The 22908-nt window shown below is 74.1% G+C and carries 17 protein-coding genes, 2 pseudogenes and 1 riboswitch; of the genes and pseudogenes, 14 read left to right on the top strand and 5 right to left on the bottom strand.

Annotated features, from left to right (window positions below):
• Positions 1 to 26 precede the first annotated feature (26 nt).
• The 5 genes and pseudogenes from KIF24_RS07360 to surE all read left to right on the top strand — a co-directional run bounded on the left by KIF24_RS07360 (position 27) and on the right by surE (position 6554).
• Positions 27 to 2141, top strand: a complete 2115-nt coding sequence (locus KIF24_RS07360) for a HelD family protein (protein WP_221083392.1) — start codon at positions 27 to 29, stop codon at positions 2139 to 2141.
• A 93-nt stretch (positions 2142 to 2234) separates the two neighbouring features.
• Positions 2235 to 3152 (top strand): cation diffusion facilitator family transporter, encoded by a 918-nt coding sequence (locus tag KIF24_RS07355; protein ID WP_221083391.1) that lies wholly within the window; start codon positions 2235 to 2237, stop codon positions 3150 to 3152.
• A gap of 152 nt (positions 3153 to 3304) precedes the next feature.
• Positions 3305 to 3436, top strand: a riboswitch (cyclic di-AMP (ydaO/yuaA leader).
• Positions 3437 to 3440: 4 nt separating this feature from the next.
• Positions 3441 to 4537 (top strand): annotated as a pseudogene (locus tag KIF24_RS07350) (coiled-coil domain-containing protein).
• 200 nt (positions 4538 to 4737) lie between these two features.
• Entirely contained in the window at positions 4738 to 5718 is a 981-nt protein-coding gene (locus KIF24_RS07345) for a PfkB family carbohydrate kinase (protein WP_331461030.1), read from the top strand.
• An 8-nt stretch (positions 5719 to 5726) separates the two neighbouring features.
• The gene (gene surE / locus KIF24_RS07340) at positions 5727 to 6554 is read left to right on the top strand and encodes a 5'/3'-nucleotidase SurE (RefSeq protein WP_331461029.1); all 828 of its coding nucleotides are present in this window, start codon (positions 5727 to 5729) and stop codon (positions 6552 to 6554) included.
• A 37-nt stretch (positions 6555 to 6591) separates the two neighbouring features.
• Here surE and KIF24_RS07335 read toward each other — a convergent pair whose 3' ends face one another.
• Positions 6592 to 6957, bottom strand: coding sequence for an STAS domain-containing protein (locus KIF24_RS07335; RefSeq protein WP_221083389.1), 366 nt, complete (start codon positions 6955 to 6957; stop codon positions 6592 to 6594).
• Between the two features lie 335 nt (positions 6958 to 7292).
• Here KIF24_RS07335 and KIF24_RS07330 point away from each other — a divergent pair, with 335 nt between their 5' ends.
• The 4 genes from KIF24_RS07330 (at position 7293) to KIF24_RS07315 (ending at position 9586) form a co-directional block, all read left to right on the top strand.
• Entirely contained in the window at positions 7293 to 7439 is a 147-nt protein-coding gene (locus KIF24_RS07330; RefSeq protein ID WP_221083388.1) for a hypothetical protein, read from the top strand.
• A gap of 149 nt (positions 7440 to 7588) precedes the next feature.
• The gene (locus KIF24_RS07325; protein WP_221083387.1) at positions 7589 to 8002 is read left to right on the top strand and encodes a hypothetical protein; all 414 of its coding nucleotides are present in this window, start codon (positions 7589 to 7591) and stop codon (positions 8000 to 8002) included.
• A 255-nt stretch (positions 8003 to 8257) separates the two neighbouring features.
• A complete protein-coding gene (locus tag KIF24_RS07320; protein ID WP_221083386.1) occupies positions 8258 to 8947 on the top strand; it encodes a BON domain-containing protein in 690 nt (229 codons plus the stop codon).
• Between the two features lie 90 nt (positions 8948 to 9037).
• Positions 9038 to 9586: a DsbA family protein gene (locus KIF24_RS07315; protein WP_221087229.1), complete on the top strand. Its 549-nt coding sequence runs from the start codon at positions 9038 to 9040 to the stop codon at positions 9584 to 9586.
• Positions 9587 to 9638: 52 nt separating this feature from the next.
• On the opposite strand, the pseudogene KIF24_RS07310 reads toward KIF24_RS07315, so the two are convergent.
• Positions 9639 to 12522: pseudogene (locus KIF24_RS07310) on the bottom strand (LuxR C-terminal-related transcriptional regulator).
• Between the two features lie 123 nt (positions 12523 to 12645).
• Here KIF24_RS07310 and KIF24_RS07305 point away from each other — a divergent pair.
• From KIF24_RS07305 to serS, 3 genes are all read left to right on the top strand, one after another.
• Positions 12646 to 13833 (top strand): saccharopine dehydrogenase family protein, encoded by a 1188-nt coding sequence (locus KIF24_RS07305; RefSeq protein ID WP_221083385.1) that lies wholly within the window; start codon positions 12646 to 12648, stop codon positions 13831 to 13833.
• A gap of 45 nt (positions 13834 to 13878) precedes the next feature.
• A complete protein-coding gene (locus KIF24_RS07300) occupies positions 13879 to 14964 on the top strand; it encodes a DNA polymerase III subunit beta family protein (protein WP_221087228.1) in 1086 nt (361 codons plus the stop codon).
• A 114-nt stretch (positions 14965 to 15078) separates the two neighbouring features.
• A complete protein-coding gene (gene serS, locus KIF24_RS07295) occupies positions 15079 to 16359 on the top strand; it encodes a serine--tRNA ligase (protein WP_221083384.1) in 1281 nt (426 codons plus the stop codon).
• Here the strand turns inward: serS and KIF24_RS07290 are convergent.
• Genes KIF24_RS07290 through KIF24_RS07280 form a run of 3 tightly spaced genes read right to left on the bottom strand, consistent with a single transcriptional unit; the run spans position 16345 to position 19912 of the window.
• Positions 16345 to 16953, bottom strand: coding sequence for a TlpA family protein disulfide reductase (locus KIF24_RS07290; protein WP_221083383.1), 609 nt, complete (start codon positions 16951 to 16953; stop codon positions 16345 to 16347). The genes serS and KIF24_RS07290 overlap by 15 nt on opposite strands.
• 14 nt (positions 16954 to 16967) lie before the next feature.
• Complete coding sequence (locus tag KIF24_RS07285) at positions 16968 to 18428, bottom strand: NADH-quinone oxidoreductase subunit NuoF family protein (RefSeq protein ID WP_221087227.1); 1461 nt, start codon at positions 18426 to 18428, stop codon at positions 16968 to 16970.
• A gap of 2 nt (positions 18429 to 18430) precedes the next feature.
• On the bottom strand, positions 18431 to 19912 hold the full coding sequence (locus tag KIF24_RS07280) for a hypothetical protein (protein WP_230415350.1): 1482 nt from the start codon (positions 19910 to 19912) through the stop codon (positions 18431 to 18433).
• Between the two features lie 384 nt (positions 19913 to 20296).
• On the opposite strand from KIF24_RS07280, the gene KIF24_RS07275 reads away from it, so the two are divergent.
• Both KIF24_RS07275 and KIF24_RS07270 read left to right on the top strand, forming a co-directional pair.
• Complete coding sequence (locus tag KIF24_RS07275; protein WP_221083382.1) at positions 20297 to 21745, top strand: alpha-amylase; 1449 nt, start codon at positions 20297 to 20299, stop codon at positions 21743 to 21745.
• A 204-nt stretch (positions 21746 to 21949) separates the two neighbouring features.
• Positions 21950 to 22867 (top strand): L,D-transpeptidase, encoded by a 918-nt coding sequence (locus KIF24_RS07270; RefSeq protein WP_331461027.1) that lies wholly within the window; start codon positions 21950 to 21952, stop codon positions 22865 to 22867.
• The last annotated feature ends 41 nt before the right edge of the window (positions 22868 to 22908 follow it).

Genomic DNA, 22908 nt, shown 5'->3' with positions numbered 1-22908 from the left:
GGGCGGCGTCACGAGGAGAACGAACGGTGGACCAGAGCACCCTGGATCAGGAGATCGCCGCCGAGCAACGGCATCTCGACCGGGTGTACGCACGGCTGGCCGAGCTGCGCCGCTGGGCGGTCCGCGCGGAACGGGACGGTTACCGGCTCGCCCGGGTCGGCAACTTCGGCGCCCTGGTCGAACGCGACGCGATGGTCTTCCACGCCGCGCAGCGACGCCACCTGCTCGACGCGGAGTACGAGGGGCTGGTCTTCGGCCGGCTCGACCTGCACGACGGGCAGGTTCTCCACGTGGGCCGGCTCGGCATCCGCGACGAGCACGCCGGCACCCTGGTGGTGGACTGGCGGGCCCCGGCCGCCGCCGCGTTCTACCGGGCGACCCCCGCCGAGCCGTTGGGCGTGGTCCGGCGCCGGACGATCCAGTCCAGCGGGGAGCGGGTCACCCGGATCGAGGACGACCTGCTCGACCCGGACGCCGCGCCGCCGGACATGGCGGTGGTCGGCGACGGCGCGCTGCTGGCCACCCTGTCCCGGACCACCGGTCGGGGCATGCGCGACATCGTGGCGACGATCCAGCGCGAGCAGGACGAGGCGATCCGCTCCCCCGGTTCGGGGGTCACGATCGTCTCCGGCGGTCCGGGCACCGGCAAGACGGCGGTGGCGCTGCACCGGGCCGCGTACCTGCTCTACGCCGACCGCAGCCGGTACGCCGGCGGCGGCATCCTGGTGATCGGCCCGTCCTCGGTCTTCGTCGAGTACATCGCCTCGGTGCTGCCGTCGCTGGGCGAGGACACCGCCACCCTGCACTCCCTGGGCACTCTCTTCCCCGGGTCGACCGCCACCCGCACCGATCCGCCCGAGGTGGCCGCGGTCAAGGGCTCGCTGCGGATGCGCCGGGTGCTGGAACGGGCAACCCGGGACGCGGTGCCCGGCTCCCCGACCGAGTTGCGTCTGCTGTACCGGGGGCAGCTGCTGCGGCTGGAGCGGGCCGAGCTGGATGCCATCCGGGACCGGGCGCTGCCCCGCGGCGCCCGGCGTAACGAGGTGCGCCGGGCCGGCTTCGACGGCGTGCTCGCCGCGCTCTGGGCGCAGGCCCGCCGCCTCGGCATCTCGCACCTGCCCGAGCAGCGCGCCTTCGAGGACGAGCTGATCGACCGGACGGATTTCCGCGACTTCCTCAAGGCCTGGTGGCCACGGTTGCACCCCCGGCACGTGCTCGGCTGGTTGGCCGATCCGCAGCGGCTGCGCCGGTACGCCAGCGGCCTCCTCTCCGGCGCCGAGATCCGGCTGCTCGGGCAGGCCTACAGGGTGCTGGCCGCCGACGGGCCGAGCGTCGCCGACATCGCGCTCCTCGACGAGTTGGACGCGCTGCTCGGCAAGCCGATGCGGCCGGCCCGGGCCAGGCGGGACCCGTTCCAGCTGGCCGGCGGGGTGCGCGAGCTGAGCACCTTCACCGACCGGCAGCGGGCCGCCCGGCAGGCGGCCCGGGAACGCCCCGAGGACTACCGCGACTACGCCCACGTGGTGGTCGACGAGTCGCAGGACGTGTCACCGATGCAGTGGCGGATGATCGGCCGGCGCGGGCGGCTGGCGTCGTGGACGGTGGTGGGTGACCCGGCGCAGACGGCGTGGACGGGGGATCCGCAGGAGCTGGACCGGGCCCGCGACCAGGCGCTGGGTCGCCGTCGGCGGCACCGCTTCACGCTCACCACGAACTACCGCAACTCGGCGGAGATCTTCGCGGTGGCGGCGGCCGAGATCCGGCGGGCGTACCCGGATCTCGCGCTGCCCACCGCCGTCCGCTCCACCGGGGTCGACCCGGTCCAGCTGGTGGTGCCGGCAAACGAACTGGAGGCCACGGTCGTGACGGCCACCAGCGCCCTGCTCGGGCAGGTCGAGGGCACCGTCGGAGTGATCACCCCGGCGCCGCGCCGGGGCGAGGTCGCGGCCTGGCTCGGCCGGCTCGGCGGGGATCGCCTCCAGGTGGTGGACAGCCTGGAGGCCAAGGGCCTGGAGTACGACGGGGTGGTCCTGGTCGCACCGGGCGAGATCCGCGCGGAGCCGGGCGCCGGCGTACGCACCCTCTATGTCGCGCTGTCCCGGGCCACCCAGCGACTGACCACGATCGACCCGGCCGGCTGAGCTCGCCTCCCGCCGGGTCGCGCCAACGGTTGCACACATAGCGATGTTGGCATAGGTCTGACCCCGGCCGGGCGGACGGCGGAAGGTGTCTGGGTGGGCGCGGGTCACGACCACCACCACGCCGCGGTGTCGAACGCCGCACACCGCCACTCCGGCCGGCTGTGGGCGGCTTTCGCCCTGCTCAGCGCCCTGATGGTGGCCGAGGCGGCGACCGCCCTGCGGACCGGCTCGCTGGCCCTGCTCTCCGACGCCGGGCACATGTTCACCGATGTGCTGGGCATCGGCATGGCACTCGCCGCCGTCGCCGCCACCCGCCGGGCGGACACCGATCCGCAGCGCACCTTCGGGCTCTACCGGCTGGAGGTGCTCGCCGCGCTGGCCAACGCCACGCTGCTCTCCGGTGTCGCGGTGTACGTGCTGATCGAGGCGGTGCGCCGGTTCGGCGACCCACCCGAGGTGCCGGCGGGGCCGGTGTTGGTGGTGGCGACGCTCGGCCTGCTCGCCAACGTGGCCGCGTTCGCGCTGCTGCGGCCGGGTGCCCGGGAGAGCATCAACCTGCGGGGCGCGTACCTGGAGGTGCTGGCGGACCTGCTCGGTTCACTCGGTGTGATCGGGGCGGCGCTGCTGATCGCGGCAACCGACTGGTGGTGGGCCGATCCGCTGGTGGCGGTGGCGATCGGCGGGTTCATCCTGCCCCGGACGTGGCGCCTGGGTCGGGCGGCGGTGCGGATCCTGGTGCAGGCCGCCCCGGAGCACCTCCAGGTCACCGCGGTACACGACCGGCTGGCCGCGGTGCCCGGCGTGGCCGGCGTCCATGACCTGCACGTCTGGACACTGACCTCCGGCATGGAGGTGGCCTCGGCACACCTGATCGTCACGCCCGGCGCGGACGTCGGCACGGTCCTGGCGGCGGCCCGGGCGGCCCTGCTGGAGGACTTCCGGATCGAGCACGCCACCCTCCAGATCGAGCCGCGAGCGAACCCCGGGAACTGCGGGGCCGTCGAGTGGTAGCGGGCGGCCCTGAACAAACGGACCCATTGCACCGATTTGACCTGGTTTACTAGTCAACAAGCGAACACCATGAGTCACATCAGCTGCACCGGTCACAGCAGCACCGGTACGCTCGGACCCGGCCTCCGCCAGGCGGCACCCACCGGTGCCGGCGGCGGCCGCCGCCTAATCGCCCGCCAGGGCGAACCGGGGAACCACGTTCCTGGGGTGCATCCGCGTCAGCGGTAGGGATCTTCCGTCCCGAACCCGTCAGCTAACCCGGTCGGCGGCTGACGGAAGGACATGTGCATGCCAGCAGTGGCAACCGTGAGACCGGCCGCCCTTCCCGCGGCCCTGATCGCCGCCGCCCTCGCCCTCGCCCTGGGCGTCGCGCTCGCCCCCGCCCCGCCGCCGCGGCACCGCAGGGACTGCGCGCGGCCCCCGGCGACGTGGACGACGAGGGTGGCACGCCGGCACTCCGCGCCCAACTGGAGGCCGCCAGCAAGGGCTACCTCGACGCCAGGACCGCGCTGGACCGCTCGGTCAAGCGCCAGAAGCAACTCGCCGAGCAGCTCAAGACGACCGAGAGTCAACTCGCCGAGCGGGGCACCAAGGTCGCCGAGATCGCCGCGCAGGCGTACCGCACCGGACGGCTGAGCGCCGCGTCGGCACTGCTGCACAGCGGGTCCCCGGCCGGCTTCATGGACCGGGCGGCGGCGCTGGACGCGGTGGCCGCGAACGAGGACCGTGCGCTGCGCGAACTCCAGGTCACCCGCGACGAGGTCAGCAGGACCAAACAGGCCCTGGACGTCGAGGTCCAGGAACAGCGCAAGCAGGTGGCCGTGATGGCCAAGCGCAAGGACCAGGCCGAACGGGCGTTGACGGTGGCCAACGAGCGGGCCGAGGCGGCGGAGCGGGCCGAGGCGGCCGAGCGGGCGAACCGTTCGACCTCCCGCAGCAGCGGGTCCAGCCCGACGGCCAAGCCCGCACCCCGCAACTCCGACGGCTCGTGGCCGTCGGAGTCGTGCAGCGTCAACGACCCCACCCCGGCCAACGGCTGCATCACCCCCCGCACGCTGCACGCGCTCAAGCAGGCCAAGGCGGACGGCTTCACCCGGTACGTCTCCTGCTACCGCTCCGGCGGTTCGGGCGAGCACCCCAAGGGCCGGGCCTGCGACTTCGCGGCCCAGAAGAAGGGCTTCGGCGGCGACGCCACGGGTGGCGACCGGACGTACGGCAACAACCTGGCGGCGTACTTCGTGAACAACGCCGACCGACTCGCCGTGCTCTACGTGATCTGGTACAGACAGATCTGGCTGCCCAGCAGCGGGTGGAAGTCGTACAGCGGCGCCCGCGGTGACCCGTCCAGCGACCACACCAACCACGTTCACCTGTCGGTGTACTGACCCCACGGCACCGGGGTGGGCTGCCGTCGGCGGTCCACCCCCGTGCCGCGTTTCCACCGTTGCCCGGCGGGGCATCCTCCCTCCGGCGCGCGCCGTCGCGCCTCCCTGGTTACCGTCGAGCAGGGGAGCGGACATTCGCCGCGAACAGGAGGAACGGGCATGGACGGACCGAGGGACGTCGGAATGCGCGGGTACGCCGGGTGAGCGGGCACGTCATGGTCTTCGCACCGACCCCACAGCTGACCGTCACGATCGAGCAGCCGAACGACGCGCCGGAACTGCACCTGCATCCCGGCGGGCAGGGGATCTGGCAGGCCCGGATGGTGCTCTCGCTCGGCGTCGACGTCGTGCTGTGCACGGCGCTCGGCGGCGAGATCGGACAGGTGCTGGAGCCGTTGCTGGCCAGCGAGGGGGTCCACCTCAAGGCGGTGGCACGCGACTCCGGCGGGAGCGGTGGTTACGTGCACGACCGCCGCGAGGGCAGCCGCCGCGAGGTCGTCGACGTGGTGGGGCAGCCGCTGAGCCGCCATGAGCTCGACGAGTTGTACAACCTGGCGCTCGGCGAGGGGCTGCGCGCGCCGGTGAGCGTGCTGAGCGGGCCGAACGACCCCACGCTGGTCCCCGCGGACCTCTACCGGCGTTTCGCCGCCGACCTGGCCACCAACGGCGGACGGGTGGTGGTGGACCTCTCCGGCGAGCACCTCACGGCAGTCCTGGACGCCGGCGTCTTCTTCCTCAAGGTCAGCCACGAGGAACTGATCGCCGACGGCCGGGCGGCCGGCGACGACGAGGAGCAGCTCACCCGCGCGATGTACGACCTGCACGCCTCCGGTGCCGAGAACGTCCTGGTGAGCCGGGCCGACCAGCCGGCGTTGGCGCTTGTCGACGGCGAGGCATTCGAGGTGCGGATGCCCCGGTTGGAGGCGGCCGACCCACGGGGCGCGGGCGACTCGATGACCGCCGGTGTGGCCGCCGTGGTCGCCGGGGGCGGCGACGTACGCACGGCGATCCGCACCGGCGCGGCGGCCGGCGCGCTGAACGTCACCCGGCACGGACTGGGTACCGGCCGGCTCGATTCGATCACCGGCCTGGTGGACCGGGTCCGGCTGGAGCCGGCGGGCAGCCGGGCGCAGGAGCGCACCACCCCCGACGAACTGGCCCAGCGGGCGGGCGGGCGATGACGCTACGGGTGCTGATCACCAATGACGACGGGATCGCCGCGCCCGGCATCCAGGCACTGGCCCGGGCCGCGGTGGACCGGGGACTGGACGTGGTGGTGGCCGCCCCCATCGAGGAAGCGAGCGGCACCAGCGCCGCGATGAGCGCCGTGGAGCAGGACGGGCAGGTGGTGGTCCACGAGCACCCGCTGCCCGGACTCGACGGGGTACCGGCGTTCGGCGTCGGCGGCTCGCCCGGTTTCATCGCGCTCATCGCCGTGCACGGCGCGTTCGGGCCGCCGCCGTCCGTGCTGCTCTCCGGCATCAACCGGGGCGCCAACGCGGGGCGGGCGGTGCTGCACTCCGGCACGGTGGGTGCCGCCTTCACCGCCGCCGCCAACGGGTGCCGGGCCATGGCGGTGTCGCTGGACGTACTCTCGGCCGGCGAGGCCACCGCGGCCAGCGGGGGCGCCGCCGTGGCCGCCGCCGCCCTCGTCCGCGACGCCGAACGGAACTGGGCCACCGCCGCCCGGGTCGCCCTCGACCTGCTCCCCCGGTTGACCGACCGGCCCGGGGAGAGCGTGCTCAACGTCAACTCGCCGGATCTGCCGCTCGGCCGGCTTCGGGGGGTGCGCCGGGCCACCCTGGCGACGTTCGGCCAGGTGCAGATGACCGTCGCCGAATCCGGCCACGGCTTCGTACGCACCTCGCTGGAGGAGCCCGGCCAGGCGGCGCAGCCCGGCACGGACCTGGCCCTGCTCGCCGCCGGTTACGCAACGGTGACCGCGGTCCGGGCGATCACCGAGGTGGCCGACGTCGACCTGTCCGACCTCGGCCAGGGACTTCCACGCACGCCCTAGGACCGCGGGCTGCGGCCCCGGTCGGGCGCCGGCACGCTCAGGCGCCGGGGAGCACCTCGCGAGCCGCGGCGGCACCGGCGTAGTACGGCTCGGGCGCACCGAAGAGGCCGAGCAGGCCGGTCACCCAGAGCTGCCGGTGCACGAACCGGCTCGGCTCGATGACGACCAGTTTCACGCCGCTGACCTCGGCGGTCTGGAAGCCGGCGACCATCGCGCTGATGCCCACCGAATCGATGAAGGTGACCAGCCGCATGTTGAGCTCGATCCGGGCCGGACGCCCCTTGGCCAGCACTTCGGCAATGGCCTCTTTCACCTCGTACGCGGTGTCGACGTCGATCTCGCCCCGCGGGGCGATCTCGATGACACCACCGGGCCGAACCGTCTGCAGGATCGTCAGGCTCACGCGAGCACCTCCACTCGCCCGTACGACGGGCGCCTCATCAGTACGCGGGCCGCGACCGAGAGTATTCCTCCGACGGCCTCGGTCGCCACCCCTCGGGATGAGCAATTCACGGACACTGGCGCGCCAAATCGCCCCTATCCGCACTTTATCTGCCATATCGCTCGACGCCCGGCCGGGCCGGCGTCGCCGAACCAGGGTACCGGGCCGACGCCGGCCCGCCCAGATCCCCGCCCGCCCGGCGTGCCGTTCGACAACTTCCCGACGCCGCTCGACGGGCGCCGGTGGCGCGGTGTGCCTAGCATCACGGGTGACCGTACAACGAGAGGACGGCACGAATGCTCCGTAGACTCGCTGCGCTGGCCGGCGTCAGTGCCCTGCTCGCCCTCATGCTGGCCTGCGGGTTCGGCGGCGGGGGCGACGACGATGACGACGATGACGACGACTTCGCCCGAGGGGCCGTCGCCGCGGTCGTTTCCCACTGATCACACCACCTGGTCGCAGAACGGCTACCAGGTGGTTTGTGGCGCCATCGGTCGGGGCACAGCCCCCGATGGCGAACCGCCACACGCCAGGCAACGCCGCCGACGTTGAGCAGCGCAGCGGCTTCGGCACCGTCGAGGAGGTAACCACCATGTTCGGAATCAAAGTGCTGGAGCACCGCAGCAAGCCGGAACGGATCGCGGATCAGGCATGGCAACACCTCGTCTCAGCGGTGAGCACCGCCGGAGACAGCATCCGCGACACCGCTCGCTCCGCCCGCCACGGCTCAGCCGGCCTGGCCGACGAGGCCGGCGACGTGGTGGGATCGGCCGCCGACGAGGCCCGTACCCGGGCCACCCGCGCACTCGACGCCCTCGCCGGGCGCCGCCCCGCCCTGCCCTGGACGTTGCTGATCGGCGCGGCCCTGGTCGGCGCCGCGGTCGGCTGGGCCGCCGGCACGGCCGCGCGGGCCGCCGGCAGCCGCGACCGGGCTGCGGACGACATCGAGTTCGTCGACCTGGAGCGGCCCGACTCCCCCGCCGACCCCACCAACCCCGCCAGCTGACGACGGTCGGCGGCACCTCGACGGGCCCCGCCCGACCATGGCGGTCGGACGGGGCCCCCGCCGTGCTGGCCTTGGGCCGGGCCTCGGGGGCCGCAGGCGGCGATACCGAGCCCACCGCCGGGGACGCGCGGGTCTCACCCGATCCAGGTGGGGCCGAGTCATCCGAACGGCCGCCAGGCTCGGTGCGTGCCGGGCGGACCACCATGCTGCGGACCCGGCCCCGGTCCGCGCCACCCGGCGAGAAGGGAGCGACCGATGGCCAGCATCTCGACGATCAACCACGCCGATCAGGACATCCGGTCCGCGGTGCTCGACGAACTCGACTGGGAGCCCCGGCTGCGGCCGCACGAGATCGGGGTGACCGTCGCCGAGGGCGTGGTGACGCTGACCGGGCGGGTGGACAGCTACGCCAAGAAATGGGCGGCGGAGCGGGCCGCGCACCGGGTCGCCCGGGTCCGGGCGGTCGCCAACGACCTCGCGGTTCGGCTGGTCAGCGGCGCGGAACGCACCGACCCGGAGATCGCCGCCGCGGTCGAGCACGCCCTGCAGTGGCAGGCGTTCGTGCCGGTGGACGAGCTGGACGTGACGGTCTCACAGGGCTGGGTCACCCTGCACGGCGAGGTCGAGTGGGAGTACCAGCGCCGCGCCGCCGAACAGGCGGTCGGCCGGCTCAACGGCGTACGCGGGGTCAGCAACGGCATCACCGTACGGCCACCGGTACGCCCGGACGGCGCGGTCCTGGCCCAGCGCATCGTCGACGCGCTCGCCCGCAACCGTGCCACCGACGCGGAGCAGGTGACGGTACGCATCCACGGCGACACGGTGCTGCTGAGCGGGCTGGTGCACTCGATGCCCGAACGTGCCGAGGTGGAACGGGTCGTCTGGTCCGCCCCGGGCATCCGCGAGGTGCAGAACCACATCGCGGTCGCCCCGGTGCTGCGCTGAGAGGCAAGGCCGGGCCGGGGGCGAACCACCCGGGCCGGGTGAGCCGCGTTCACCCGGCCCGGTACGAGGCTGGTGGGTATGACCGATCGGCTGACCACGCCACTGCAGGTCACTGCGCGACTGCGCACACCCGTCACGGAGCACGACCACCTCCGGGGCCCGGTGGACGCCCCGGTGACGCTCGTCCAGTACGGCGACTTCCAGTGCCCGTTCTGCGGTCTGGCGCACGCCAATCTGCGGGAGGTGCTGCGGCAGCGGTCCGAGACCGTACGCCTCGCCTATCGCCACTTCCCGATCGCGAACCTCCACCCGTACGCGGAACGCGCCGCCGAGGCCGCCGAGGCCGCCGGCCGGCGGGGCCGGTTCTGGGAGATGCACGACTGGCTCTACGAACACCAGGACCAGCTCGACCCGGTGCACCTGACCCTCGGCGTCGAGCAGTTCGGCCTGCCGGTGGACGAGGTGGAGGCGGAGATCGCACGGCACGCCCACGGGGACCGGATCCGGCACGACTTCGTCGGCGCCATCCGCAGCGGGGTGGACGCCACCCCCACCCTGTTCGTCAACGGTGTCCGCCACGACGGTGACTTCGACCTGGCCACCCTGCTGACCGCCGTCGACGCCGCGGCCACCCCCTGACGCGAACCCGAACCCCACCACCCACCCAGCCAGCCCCACGCTGCGGCGGCGGTCAGATCAGGTGGAGTTGGCGGGCGCGACGGACGGCGTCGCGGCGGCGGGTGGCGTCGAGCTTGCGGTAGATGTTGCGGACGTGGGTCTTGATCGTGTTGACCGAGACCGACAGTTCGGCGGCGATCTCCACGTTGGACAGGATGCTCTGCAGGTACCGCAGGATGGTCAGCTCCCGCTCGGTCAGCGGTTCGTCGAGCGGCGCCACCGGTGCGCCCGGCGTCGCGGTGGTCGCCGGCCCGGGTGGTGCGTCGGCGGTCCGGACCAGGTCGCTCACCAGCGACCAGTGCGCCGTACCGGAGTCGAGGTGCGCGGTGAGCAGGTCCCGCAGCTCCGGCTCGGCTTGGGTGAACGGGCGGCGGTAGCCGTCCGGGGCGGCCAGTTCGAGCGCCTGCTCCAGCGTCCGGCCGGCCCGCCGGTGGTCGCCGTCGCGCGCGGCGAGCAGCGCGGCGAGCAGCGCGGCGTCGAGGCGTACCGGCAGCGCCCAGTCGGCCGCCGGCCCCGCGGACCAGTCCGGCAGCAGGTGCCCGGCGGCACGCCGATCACCGGCGCGCAGTTCGACCCGGGCCGCCGCGACGGCCAGCGGGGCGGCGACCGCCGGCGGGGCCGCCGTCCCGGGCACCGGCGCCGACGTCGCCTCCGACACCGGCCCGGCCGGGCGGTCACCGGCCAGCTCCCGGGCGGTCCGCACGTCATCCCGGACGCCGTGCAGGGCGACCTCGGCGGCGATCAGCAACGACCCCAACTCGCCGGCGCGGCCGGCCCACCCGGTCCGGGCCTCCACCAGCAGCCGGTGGGCCGTGCTCAGCTCCCCTCGTCGGAGCGCAGCTGGGCCCGGCACCAGGCCGCCACCGCGGCGGCCGGCGGATCCCCGCCCGCCGGTGCGGCCAGCGCCAGGTTCGCCTCGGCCTCCGCCGGCTGGTCCCGGTGCAACGCGACGACGGCCAACGCCAGGTGGGCGTACCCGCAGTCGAGCTGCGCCGACCAGCCCTGGCAGGGCGGCAGCGCCAGCGCCGCCCAGGCCGCCTCCTCGGCCGTGCGCAGCTGGCCGCGCAGCGCCACGAGCAGGGCCCACCGGCTGGCGCAGACCAGCTCCGTGCGCGGCCGGCCCGCGTCCCGGGCGGCGGCCAGCGCCGCCACGAACCCGGTCGCCGCCACGGCCAGGTCTCCCGCGTCCAGCGCGAGCGACGCCAGCGCGGTACCGGCCACCGCCCGCACGTCGGCCTCGCCACCGGCGTCCCCTCGCGGCCCCGCGGCAGAGCCGGTCGCGGACGCTCCGGCGACCAGACCCTCCGTCCCCGCGGGCACCGGATCCGGGCCGGCGGGCACCCGGCCGGTGCTGGGCGCTCCGGTGGGGTCCGTGTCGGGCACGCCGGGTCGGTTCCCGCCGCCGGTGGCGAGCAGGCGGACGGCGGCGGAACGGACGGCGGCGGGTTCGCCCGCCAGCCGGGCCAGCGTGAGCTCGACCGCGGCGACCAGCCGCCCGAACCGGGTTCGGCGCGGCTCGGGCAGCCGGCCGGCGTGCCCGGCGGCGAGCCGCAGGTAGCCGCCCGCCCCCTCGGCGTCGCCGCACAGGGCGCGCTGCGCGGCGCAGGCCAACCCGAGCTCCGGGTCGCGCTCCACCAGGTCCGGCGCGGGCGGCGGCGGCGCGGTCTCGCCAGCGGCGACCGGTTCGTACGGCACGAGTTCCGGCCAGCCGGCCACGAACAGGTCGGCGGCCCGCACCCAGTCCGAAGCGGCCAGGGCGTGCCGCAGCGCATCGGCGGGACGGCCGTTGCCGGCGTACCACCCGGCCGCACGCAGGTGCAGGTCGTGCAGCTCGTCGGCGGGCAGCCGACCCAACTCGCGGTGCAGCAGGTCGGCGAGGAGTGGATGGCACCGGTACCAGACCGGCTGGCCACCGTCGTGGCGGAGCAGGCCGGCGTCCTGCGCGAGACCACTCAGGCGCCCCTCGGCATCCGTGTCGCCGGTCAGCGCACCCGCGAGACCGGCGCAGACGGTGTCGGCGACGGCGGTGCGGCGCAGCAGGTCGATCTCCGGCGGTGCCAGCCCGGCGAGGACCTCCGCCCGCAGGTAGCCGGCGATCTCCGGCTGGTCGCCACCGAGCCGGGTGATCCAGCGGTCCGGGTCCGGCTGGTTGCGCAGCGCGAGCGCGGCGATCCGCAGCGCCGCCGCCCAGCCCTCGGTCCGCTGCCGCAGCCGGCGCACCGCGGCGACCGGTACCGCCACCCCGTGCGCGGTGAGCAGATCGGCGGTCTCGTCGCCGGTGAACGCCAGCTCGTCCGGGCCGATCTCGGTGAGTTCACCGGCCAGCCGCAGCCGGTGCACCGCCAACGGCAGGCCGGTCCGACCGGCCGCCACCAGCCGCAGCCGCTGCTCGGTGTGACGCAACAGGAATTCCAGCCCGGCCAGCGCCGCCGGTTCGGTGATCCGGTGCAGGTCGTCCACGATCAGCACCACCGGCCGATCCCGGGCGGCCAGGGTGGCGGCGAGCACCTCCAGTTCGTCCGGGCGCGGCGCCCGGTCGGGCACCGGCGGCCCGGCCGGGTCCGTGACCGAACGCAGGGCGGCGGTGAGGTACCACCAGAGGCGGTCGGTGTCGTCGCCCACCTCGACCGACACCCAGGCCGGTGCCGGGGCGTCGGGGGCGGCCTCGCCCACCGCCCGGCGCCAGGCGGCGAGCAGCGTGGTCTTGCCCCACCCCGCGGGGGCCCGGACCAGGGTGACCGGGCGGGCCACCCCTCGTCGAGCAACCGGGCCAGCCGGGGCCGCAGCACCACCGGTTCGGGCGGCACCGCGGGCGTCAGCCGGGACGCCAGCAGGGGCGGTCCGGCCGGCGTACGGACCGCCGCCTCGACCCGGACGGTGCTGCGGTCATCCGGCATCCGGTCCACCCCCACGGACGCGTACCTCCTCCCCCGGTCCTGCGGCCGGCGGTTACCCCGCCCACGCCGGTTCACCCCTTCGGGGGGAGCCGGGTTCACCGCGGGCGGTGGCATGATCACGGGATGGCTGTGCAACGGTCGTACGACGTCGTGCTGTTCGGGGCGACCGGGTTCACCGGCGGGCTCACCGCGGAGTACCTCGCCCGGCATGCCCCGCCGGGGCTGCGCTGGACGATCGCCGGCCGCAATCCCGGCAAGCTGGCCGCGGTCCGCGACCGGCTCGCCGCGATCGATCCGGCGCTGGCCGGGCTGCCGCTGCTCACCGCCGATGTCACCGACCCCGCCTCGTTGCGCGCGGTGGCCGAGGGCACCCGGGTGATCGCCAGCACCGTCGGGCCGTACGTCCGTCACGGGGAACCGCTGGTGGCCGCGTGCGCCGCCGCCGGCACCGACTACCTCGACATCACCGGCGAGCCGGAGTTCGTCGACCTGACGTACCTGCGTCACCACGCCGAGGCGGTCCGCACCGGTGCCCGGTTGGTGCACGCCTGCGGCTTCGACTCGATCCCGCACGACCTGGGCGTCTGGTTCACCGTCAACCGACTGCCCGCCGACGTGCCGATCACGGTGGACGGACACGTGCGAGCCGGGGGCCGGTTCTCCGCCGGCACGTACCACTCGGCGTTGATCTCCTTCTCGCGCACCGAGGCGGCGTCGCGGGCGGCCCGCGAGCGCCGCACCGCCGAACCCCGCCCGGCCGACCGCCGGGTCCGGGCCGAGCGGGGGCGGCTGGCCCGCTCGCGGGACCTGCCCGGCTGGGCGGTGCCGCTGCCGACCATCGATCCGCAGGTGGTCCGCCGCTCGGCGGCGGCCCGACCCGAGTACGGGCCGGACTTCCGCTACCGGCACTTCGCGTCCGTGCGGCGGCTGCCGACGGTGCTGACCGCCGGCGCGGTGCTGGCCGCCCTGATCGGGCTGGTGAAGCTGCCGCCGACCCGGCGCTGGCTGCTCGGCCGGCTCTCCTCCGGGCAGGGGCCGGACGCCGAGCGGCGAGCCAGGTCGTGGTTCACGGTGCGGTTCGTCGGCTCGGGCGGTGGCCGGCGGGTGGTGACCGAGGTCGCCGGCGGCGACCCCGGGTACGACGAGACCGCCAAGATGCTCGCCGAGTCGAGCCTCTGCCTGGCCCTGGACGACCTTCCGGTGACCTCGGGCCAGGTCACCCCGGTCACCGCGATGGGCGACGCCCTGCTGGGCCGCCTCACCGCCGCCGGCATCACCTTCCGGGTGCTGGAGGAGACCGCGACCGCTTGACCCTCGACCAGGTCGAGGCGGCAGGATCACGGCGTGAAGAGCGAACTGCGCAGCATCGGCGAGCTGGCCCGGGCCAGCGGTCTGACGGTGAGCGCCCTGCGGTTCTACGACACCGCCGGGGTGCTGGTCCCCGCCCGGGTCGACCCGGTCACCGGGTACCGCCGGTACACCGACGACCAGGTGGCGCCGGCCCGGCTGGTGGCCGGGTTGCGCCGGGTCGGCCTGCCGGTGGTCGAGATCGCCCGGGCGGTGCGCGCGGAACCCGCGGTGGTGCACCGGCTGCTCGACGAGCACCTGCGGCGGCTGGCGGACGGCCTGGCCGACGCGCGCCGCGAGGTCGCCCGGATCCGGTCCCTGCTGCCGGCCGACCAGCCACCGGTGGCCACCCGGCTCCTGCTGGCCGGGAAGGACCTGGCGGCAGCCGTGGACGCGGTCCGGTTCGCGGTCGGCACCGACCCGGACCTGCCGGCGCTGGCCGGCGTCCTGCTCGACGTGGCCGGCGACGGCGTGCGGCTGGTGGCGACCGACCGGCACCGCCTGGCGGTGGCGACGGCCGACGCCGCGGTGCACGGCCCGGCGGTCCGGGCGCTGCTGCCGGTGGCCGCGGCGGACGGGCTGCGGCGGCTGCTGGCCGGCCCGGCCCCCGCCGGCCACCAGGTGCGGCTGACCGTGGTGGGGCGGCAGGTCGTCGCCGACGTCGCCGGGCGTCGGCTGCGGGCCACGACCCTGCCGTACGACTTCCCGGACTACCACGCCCTGCTGCCCGGCGTGGGCGGCGACCAGCCGGCGCGACGGGTTCCGGTCGACGCCGAGTGGTTGGTCGGCGCGCTGCGGGCGGGTAGGCCGACCCTCACCCGGGAGTACGGGGGCGGGGCCCTGCCGGTGACCGTGCTCGGCCTGGGCGGCCGGGACGCGCTGCGCCTGCTCGGCCCGGACGACCTCAGCTGCCCGGGCGACCCCGGCGGCACCGAGCTGCGCGTCGGCGTCAACGGCGAGTACCTGCTCGACGCGCTGGGCGCGGCCGGCGGGCCACGCCTGGTGCTGGAGCTGGACGACCCGATCACGCCGCTGGCGATCCGCCGGCAGGACGACGAGGGCGCCTTCTCCATCCTGATGCCGATCCGCCTCTGACCGGGTGCGGGGTGCGACCGGCGGGGCGGTGCCGATGCGCCCGGCGGGGCGGTACGGGTGCGGCGGTAGCATCTGGAGGTCCACCCGAGCCCGGACGGAGGCATACGGAGCAGCATGCTCGACATGGAGTTGATCCGGAAGGATCGCGACGCGGTGGCGATCGCGCTGGCCAAGCGGCTGGACGCGGCCGAGGTCGACCGGGCGCTGGACGAGATCCAGCAGCTCGATCGGGAGCGTCGCCGGCTGATCACTGAGATCGACGGGGAGCGCCAGCGTCGCAAGGCCGAGGCCCGGGCGTACGCGCAGGCGAAGCGGGCCGGTGTCGAGCCGGAGGTGAGTTCCGAGGCCGGCCGCAAGCAGATCGCCGAGTTGGAGGCCGAGCTCGACGAGGTGCAGGCGCGGCTGCGCACCACCATGAGCGAGCTGCCCAACCTGCCCGCCGACGACGTGGTCCCCGGGGGCAAGGAGGCCAACCGGGTGGTGAAGACCTTCGGTGAGCCACCGGCCATCGAGAAGGTCCGCGACCATGTCGAGCTGAGCCGGATGCTGGGCCTGGTCGACCACGAGCGCGGGGTCAAGCTCGGCGGCTCCGGCTTCTGGATGTACACCGGCCTGGGTGCCCGGCTGGAGTGGGCGCTGGTCAACTGGTTGATCGAGCGCAACGTCGAGGCCGGCTACGAATTCCTCCTCCCGCCGCACCTGCTGCTGGACAGCGCCGGCTTCGCCGCCGGTCAGTTCCCGAAGTTCTACGACGACGTCTACCACCTGGACAGGGAGTCCGCGCCGCGTGGGCAGTTCCTGTTGCCGACGGCGGAGACGGCGATCCTCGGGGCGTACCAGGACGAGATCCTGGAGACCGCGAAGCTGCCGCTGCGGGTGTTCGCGTACACCCCGTGCTACCGGCGCGAGGCGGCCGGCTCGCACTCCGACGAGCGGGGCACCGTCCGCGGCCACCAGTTCAACAAGGTGGAGATCTTCCAGTTCGCCCTGCCCGAGCAGGCCGACGCCGCGCTGGAGCAGATGGTCGGCCATGCGGAGAGCCTGGTCGAGGCGCTGGGCCTGCACTACCAGCGCAGCCTGCTCGCGGCCGGCGACGCCAGCGCGTCGATGCGCAAGACCCTCGACATCGAGGTCTGGATGCCGAGCACCGGGAAGTACAAGGAGGTCTCGTCGGTCTCCTGGGGCGGTGACTACCAGGCCCGCCGGGCGGCGATCCGCTACCGCGAGCCGGGCGGCAAGCAGACCCGTTTCGTGCACACCCTCAACGGCTCGGCCCTGGCCACCAGCCGCCTCTTCCCGGCCATCCTGGAGCAGTTCCAGCAGCCCGACGGATCGGTCCTGGTGCCCGAGGTCCTCCGCGACCGCCTAGCCACCGACCGCCTAACCCCCCGCTGACCCGGCGGCCAGGGCGGTGAGTTGCCGGGTGAGGTCCTCGCCGTCCAGCCAGCCCTGGTGGATCACGCGCCCGTCCCGGTCGATGATCACGAAGGTGCTCTGCTCGACGACCTCGAAGCGCCGCCAGAGCGTCCCGTCCCGGTCCTCGATCTGCGGCATCGGGCCCAGTTCGAACTCGGTGACGAAGTCGGTCATCGCCTGGTGCTCACCGAGCCCCGCGATCCCGACGATCGGCACGGTCTCCCGGAACCCGGGCTCGATCTCGGCGATCGTCCACGCCTGACTCGCGCAGGTGGCGCACCAGGGCGCCCAGAACCACAGCACCACCGGCCGGCCGGCGAGGGTGGCCGCGTCGAACCTCGCACCGTCCAGCGTCGTGCCGGTGAACCGGAGGGTCTCCGGCACCGGGCCGGCCGGCCCGGTCGACGGGGTCGCGGTGGCCTCGACCGCCGGGGTCGCGGTGGGCGACGTGCCGGCCGGCCGGGTCGCCCCGGCGTCCGGGTCGGTGCCGCAGCCCGAGCCGAGCAGCACCGCGACGAGCAGGGCGGCGGCCAGCGTGCCGGTGGAACGTCTCGTCGCCCGGGCCGACCCCATCCACGTCTCCTTCGTCAGGCTCTCGTCAGCCGCAGCGCGAGCGACGGGCACACCTTGACCGCCTTCGCCGCACCCTCCCGCAGCCAGGTCGGCACGGGGGTGGGCGGGAACGCGGGGTATCCGTTCTGGTCGAGCCGGATGAAGTCCGGCACCACGTGGGCGCAGAGGCCGTGCCCGTCGCACCGGGACCAGTCCAGCACCAGCTTCTGCGGGTCGGGGTCGGGCGCGCCGGGCAGGCCCATCATGCCCTTGACCCGCCGGCCACAACCCTCGCCGGTGGTGTGCCTCTTCAGGTCGTCGGCGAAGACCTCCATCGCCGACAGCGCGAACCGGGACGTACCGTCCGGGTGGCTGCACGCGCCACGTCCCTTGACATCGCCGGCGGCGGCCCGGACGATCTCCACCGGCGCGCTGCCGGAGACCGCCAGGTCGACGGCGCGGGCCAGGTCGGGCAGCCCTCGCTTGCACGGGCCGCACTGCCCGGCGGACTCACCGGACAGGTAGCGCACCACCTGGGCGGCCTCGCCCAGCGGGCAGGTGTCGTCGGCGAGCGGGACGATGATGCCGGCACCGAGTGTGCCGCCGACCGCGGCGAGGCCCTTGCGCGAGACCTCGGCCCTCTCCGCCGCCTCCCTGGTGATCCACTTGCCGTGATAGCCACCCATCAGGATGCCCGGACCGTCGGGCACCTCGCAGAGTTCGAGGATCTCGGCCAGCGGAGTGCCGGCCGCGCACTCGACCACCGCGTGACGCTCCGCCGCGCCGGTCACGCTGAGCAGCACGGTGCCGGGCTCGTCGTCGGTGCCGAGCGCCGCGTACTCGTACGGGCCGAGCCGGGCGGCCACCGCGAGCTGGGCGTACGTCTCGGCGTTGGAGAGCAGGGTGGGCAGCCCGCCGACCCCGGAGTCGCTGGAGCGCTTCTTGGTGCCGGGCGGGATGTGCGGCAGCCCGTTGATCCCGTTGACCAGCGCACCACCCTCCCCGCTGATGAACCGGTGCGGCACCGTCACGACACTGGTCGGCACCGGCATCCGGCGCTCGTCCAGCGCCTCCATGAGGGAGTCCCGGCCGACCAGGTCGTCGGCCACGCAGACCACGATCTCCTCGGCGTCCAGGGCGAACGCGGCCAGCGCGGCACCGTCGAGGATCAGGTGCGGTGCCCGGGTGAGCAGCACCTTGTCCTTCCAGCTGGCCGGCTCCCCCTCGGTGGCGTTGACCACCACCACGGGTGGCAGGTCCTGGCGTTCGCAGGACTCCAGCACCGCCCGCAGCTTCTTGGCGATCGGGAAGCCGGCGCCGCCCTTGCCCTTGAGCTGGATGCCCTCGGCGAGGCGCAGCAGGTTGGACGGTTCCAGCGGGCTGATCGGGCCGTGCACCATCTCGTGGGCGCGCAGGTCGAGCCGGCCGAACTCGGCGAACCCGGCGGTGAGCCGGGGCTCTCCGACGCAGGCCACCGGGGGAACGGTAGTCCGCATCGTCACTTGGCCTCGCCCCGCAGCCCGGCCCAGTATGCTCCGTCGACCGAGTCCGGGTCGGCCCGGCGGCGGCGCCGGCTGTCGGCCGACGCCCGGCGGGCGCGTCGGGCGGCGAGGTCGACCAGCGTCGGCGTGTCGTCGTCGGCCACGTCCTCCGGGGCGTAGCGCGCCGGCGGGCGCCAGTAGTCGGCCTCGGCTGCCGGCAGCTCGTCCGCGGCGCTGTGTCGCCCACCGCTGCCGCGCGGATCCGCGGAGATCGGCGCACCGGAGATCGGACCGGCGGAGATCGGCGCGTCCGGCTCCCAGCGGCGCGGGCTGTCCCAGGGCTCCTCCGGCTCGGCCGCCACCCGCTGCGGCGGGGACGAGTAACGGCTGCCGGCGTCGTCGTCCATCCGGGACCGCCGGGAGCGGCCGATCTCCGCGTCGTCGCGGCGGCGCCGGCGGGACGGCTCACGGTCGGATTCCAGCCGGTCCTCGTCCTGGCGGGTCGAACGACGGCCGACCGGCTCCCGGTCGGACTCGCGGTACTCGGACCGTCGCCGGGCCGGCTCCTCCTCGCGCCGCGAGCGCCGGACCACCGGCTCGAACTCCTCGTCGCGGTGGTCCCGGCCGGCCCGGACGGGCTCGCGCAGCGTGCCGGGCTCCGGAACGACCGGCACGGTGAACCGTTCCGGATCGTTGCGCCGGATGGTCGGGCTGGCCCAGGTGCCGGAGGTGCTGTCGGCCCAGCTGGTGTCCCGGCGGACGCGCTTCTCGCGGCCGTCGTCGGCCTCGCCACGCCGGCCGGTCAGGTTGCCGAGAAGCGACTTGCCCCGGGTCTCCTCGGTGGACCTGCTGCCGGTCATGGCCTCGTTGAGGGCGGCGGCCTGCTGCTGCTCGCGGGACCGCCGCTGGAGGGTGACCGAGAGACGGACCATCAGCGCCATCACGACGAGCAGGACGCAGGCGACGTAGCTGACGCTGACCCAGGTGGCGGGTGGGCGGCCGGCGCCGAGACCGTGGAAGATGCCGAAGGGCCAGGCCACATACGCCAAGGAGTGCAGGGCACGCCACAACCACCGCGGGCCGACGTCGGCGAAGCGGGCCCGGATGATGCCGGTCCAGAGCACGCTGACCATCAGCAACGCGGCGACGGTGCCCAGCCCGACATAGAGGCCCCGGCCGCCGACGAACGGCACGGCGGCGTCGGTGATCCCCGCCCGGCCGCTGGCGATCTTCGTGATGACGTGGAAGACCAGGCCGGCGACGCCGAGGATGCCGGTGGCCCGGTGCGCGGACTGCAACAGCACCCGGTGCCGGATCAGCAGCACCAGGCGGTCGGTGGCCAGCAGCCCCATCATCACCGTGAGGCTCAGCGCGACCAGGGCGATCACACCGGCGAAGAACTCGGTGAAGAAGAAGCCCATCGCGTACGCCTGCTGGCCCACGCCGGTGAGCATGGTCAACGCCCACAGGGCGGCGAGCCCGGACGCGGAGAGCGCCATGATCTGGCCGCGGGACCATACCCGGACCCCTCGAGTGCTGGTGCTGGTGCGGACGGCAGGCGCCTTCTCGTGCTGCGTAGCCCGGGCCATGTGCTCCCCGATCGTCTCGCGGCGGCGCACCGCCGGCCGACCCTGTTCCCCATCTCAGTACGCAGCGCGGCTCCGGTCGGATCAGTGTCGTAAGAAAAAATCTCGGCGAGTTGTCGAACCGCCCCGCCGTCCGGCGCGTATGACGGTGTTCGGGCTGGCCGGCGGCAGCCATCCAACCCCATCCATTGACAGACGATGAAACGAACTTGTAATCTTGCCGAAATTTTCAGCCAGGACTGCAAGATCCGGGCAGCCGTACCACCACCCCTTCCCCCGGCACCCCAGGAGCACCCGATGCATCGACGTCGACTCCGCCCGGCGGTCCTCACCCTCGCCGTGATCGCCAGTCTGCTCGCCTCCGGCACCGTGACGGCACCCCCGGCCGTCGCCGCGCCGGCGGGCGGCAAGAAGGTCATCGCCAATCTCTTCGAGTGGAACTGGCCCTCGGTCGCCAGCGAGTGCGCCAGCACGCTGGGTCCGAAGGGCTACGGCTACGTCCAGGTCTCGCCGCCGCAGGAGCACGTACGCGGCAACCAGTGGTGGGTGGCGTACCAGCCGGTCAGCTACCGGATCGAGTCCCGCAAGGGGACCCGCGCCCAGTTCGAGTCCATGGTCGACGGCTGCCACGCGGCCGGCGTGAAGGTGATCGTCGACGCCGTGGTGAACCACATGTCGGGCCAGGCAAACGGCGGCACCGGCTGGGCCGGCTCGTCCTACCAGCACCACGCCTATCCCGGCATCTACCAGGGGCAGGACTTCCACTACTGCGGACGCAACGGCAACAACGACATCGTCGACTACCACGACCGCTACGAGGTGCAGAACTGCGAGTTGGTCAACCTGGCCGACCTGAGGACGGAGTCCGACTACGTCCGCTCCCGGCTGGCCGCGTACCTCAACGACCTGCTGTCGCTCGGCGTGGACGGCTTCCGGCTGGACGCCAGCAAGCACATGCCGGCCGCCGACGTCGCCGCGATCAGGGCTCGGCTCTCCCGCCCGGCCTACCTCGTGCAGGAGGTCATCCACGGCGCCGGTGAGCCGATCACGCCGACCGAGTACACCGGCAACGGCGACGTGCACGAGTTCCGCTACGGCAAGGACCTGGCCCGGGTGTTCCGCTCCGAGCGCCTGGCCTACCTGCGCAACTTCGGCGAGGGCTGGGGGCACCTGCCCAGCAACGTGTCATCGGTCTTCGTGGACAACCACGACACCCAGCGCGACGACGGCGGGGTGCTCACCTACCGCGACCGGGGAATCTACGCGCTGGCCAACGCCTTCATGCTGGCCTGGCCGTACGGCTCGCCCACGGTGATGTCGAGTTACACCTTCAGCGGGCGCGACGCCGGCCCACCCTCGGACGGCAACAACAAGACGCTCAGCACCACCTGCTACTCCGGCTGGGAGTGCGAGCACCGCTGGCCGGTGATCGCGAACATGGTGGGCTTCCGCAACGCCACCGAGGGCGCCGGGGTCAGCAACTGGTACGACAACGGCTACCAGCACATCGCCTTCAGCCGCACCGGCCGGGGCTTCATCACCATCAACGACGAGGACTTCGCGGTCAACGGCCGCTCCTACCACACCGGCCTGCCGGCCGGCCGCTACTGCGACGTCATCCACGGCACGTTCGCCGGTGGCACCTGCACCGGCCCGGTCATCACCGTCGACGCCAACGGCTGGTTCGCCGCCAACGTCCCCGCCCACGACGCCATAGCCATCCACCTCTCCGCCCGCCTCCCCTAAACCTCCACCCCACCCCCCACAGGTTGATCATGAAGTTAGCGGGACATTTGGAGATCAAAACCCCCGCCAACCTCATGATCGACCGTGGAGCCGGGGTGGGCGGTGGGGGTGGGGGTGGGCGGTGGGGGTGGGGGGTGGGGGTGGGCGGTGGGGGTGGGGGGAATGGGGGGATTGGGGGGATTAGGGGGTTAGAGTGTGGGGGTGGTGGCTGACCGGATCGTGGGGTTGCGGGGGCGGCGAGGGGTTGCCGTCGCGCTGGGCGTGGCCGTGCTGATGGGCGGGGCCGCGTACACCGGCTGGGCACTGACTCCCGCGCCCGGGCCGGCGTCGGTCGCCGGGCCGGGCGACGGGGCGGTGACGCCGACGGCGGGGATGCCGGCACCGTCCGTCGCCGAGGTCGAGCCGGTGCCGCCGGCCGCGCCCGCACCGGACGGGCTGCCGGAGATCGACTACGACCCGGCGCCGGCCGGCTTCCCCGACGACCCGGACGCCCTCGACACCATGCCGCTGACCCGCGGCCTGCACCCGACCCGCAGGATCGCCGCCTACGACGCACCCGGCGGCCGCCCGCTGGCCTTTCTGATGCCAACCATCAGCGGCGTCGAACTGACCGTGCCGATCGCCCGCCGCGAGGCCGGCTGGACCGCCGTGCTGCTCCCTTCGGCCAACCGCAAGCTGGCCTGGCTGCCACCCGGCGGCTTCCGCGCCGTCGACCTACCCGACCAGATCGTGGTGGAGCGGGCACCGTTCCGGCTCACCTGGTACCGCGACGGCACCGCACAGCGATCCTGGCGGATCAGCCTGGGCCAGCGCGGCCAGGAAACCCCGCTCGGCCGCACCTTCGTGCTGGGCCGCACGCCACCACCGGAGTCCGTCTACGGCGGGGTGGACATCTTCGCCCTCGGCTCGATCCCCGACGACCCGGACTCCGTACCGACCGGCCTGCGCGGCGCACACATCGGGGTGCACACCTGGTACCACGACGGTGAGCTGGGCCAGCAGACCACCAACGGCTGCATCCGGCTGACCGCCAGCGGCCAGCGGCTGCTGCTGGAGGAGATCCGACCGGGCACCCCGGTGGTGGTCGTCGACGAACTGCCCGCCCCACCCCCGACCGCCTGACCCGCAGCCGGGACAGGTCCGGCCGCCGGGCCACCCGATTC

The organism is Micromonospora tarapacensis, assembly GCF_019697375.1.
Classification (GTDB): domain Bacteria; phylum Actinomycetota; class Actinomycetes; order Mycobacteriales; family Micromonosporaceae; genus Micromonospora; species Micromonospora tarapacensis.
This window is presented reverse-complemented; position numbering and strand designations above follow the sequence as displayed.

Coding starts and splice junctions, on each gene's coding strand:
- KIF24_RS07330 (WP_221083388.1), top strand. CDS start 7,293: ATGCTCCGTAGACTCGCTGCGCTGGCCGGCGTCAGTGCCCTGCTCGCC.
- KIF24_RS07325 (WP_221083387.1), top strand. CDS start 7,589: ATGTTCGGAATCAAAGTGCTGGAGCACCGCAGCAAGCCGGAACGGATC.
- KIF24_RS07320 (WP_221083386.1), top strand. CDS start 8,258: ATGGCCAGCATCTCGACGATCAACCACGCCGATCAGGACATCCGGTCC.
- KIF24_RS07305 (WP_221083385.1), top strand. CDS start 12,646: ATGGCTGTGCAACGGTCGTACGACGTCGTGCTGTTCGGGGCGACCGGG.
- serS (WP_221083384.1), top strand. CDS start 15,079: ATGCTCGACATGGAGTTGATCCGGAAGGATCGCGACGCGGTGGCGATC.
- KIF24_RS07290 (WP_221083383.1), bottom strand. CDS start 16,953: ATGGGGTCGGCCCGGGCGACGAGACGTTCCACCGGCACGCTGGCCGCC.
- KIF24_RS07285 (WP_221087227.1), bottom strand. CDS start 18,428: ATGCGGACTACCGTTCCCCCGGTGGCCTGCGTCGGAGAGCCCCGGCTC.
- KIF24_RS07280 (WP_230415350.1), bottom strand. CDS start 19,912: ATGGCGCTCTCCGCGTCCGGGCTCGCCGCCCTGTGGGCGTTGACCATG.
- KIF24_RS07275 (WP_221083382.1), top strand. CDS start 20,297: ATGCATCGACGTCGACTCCGCCCGGCGGTCCTCACCCTCGCCGTGATC.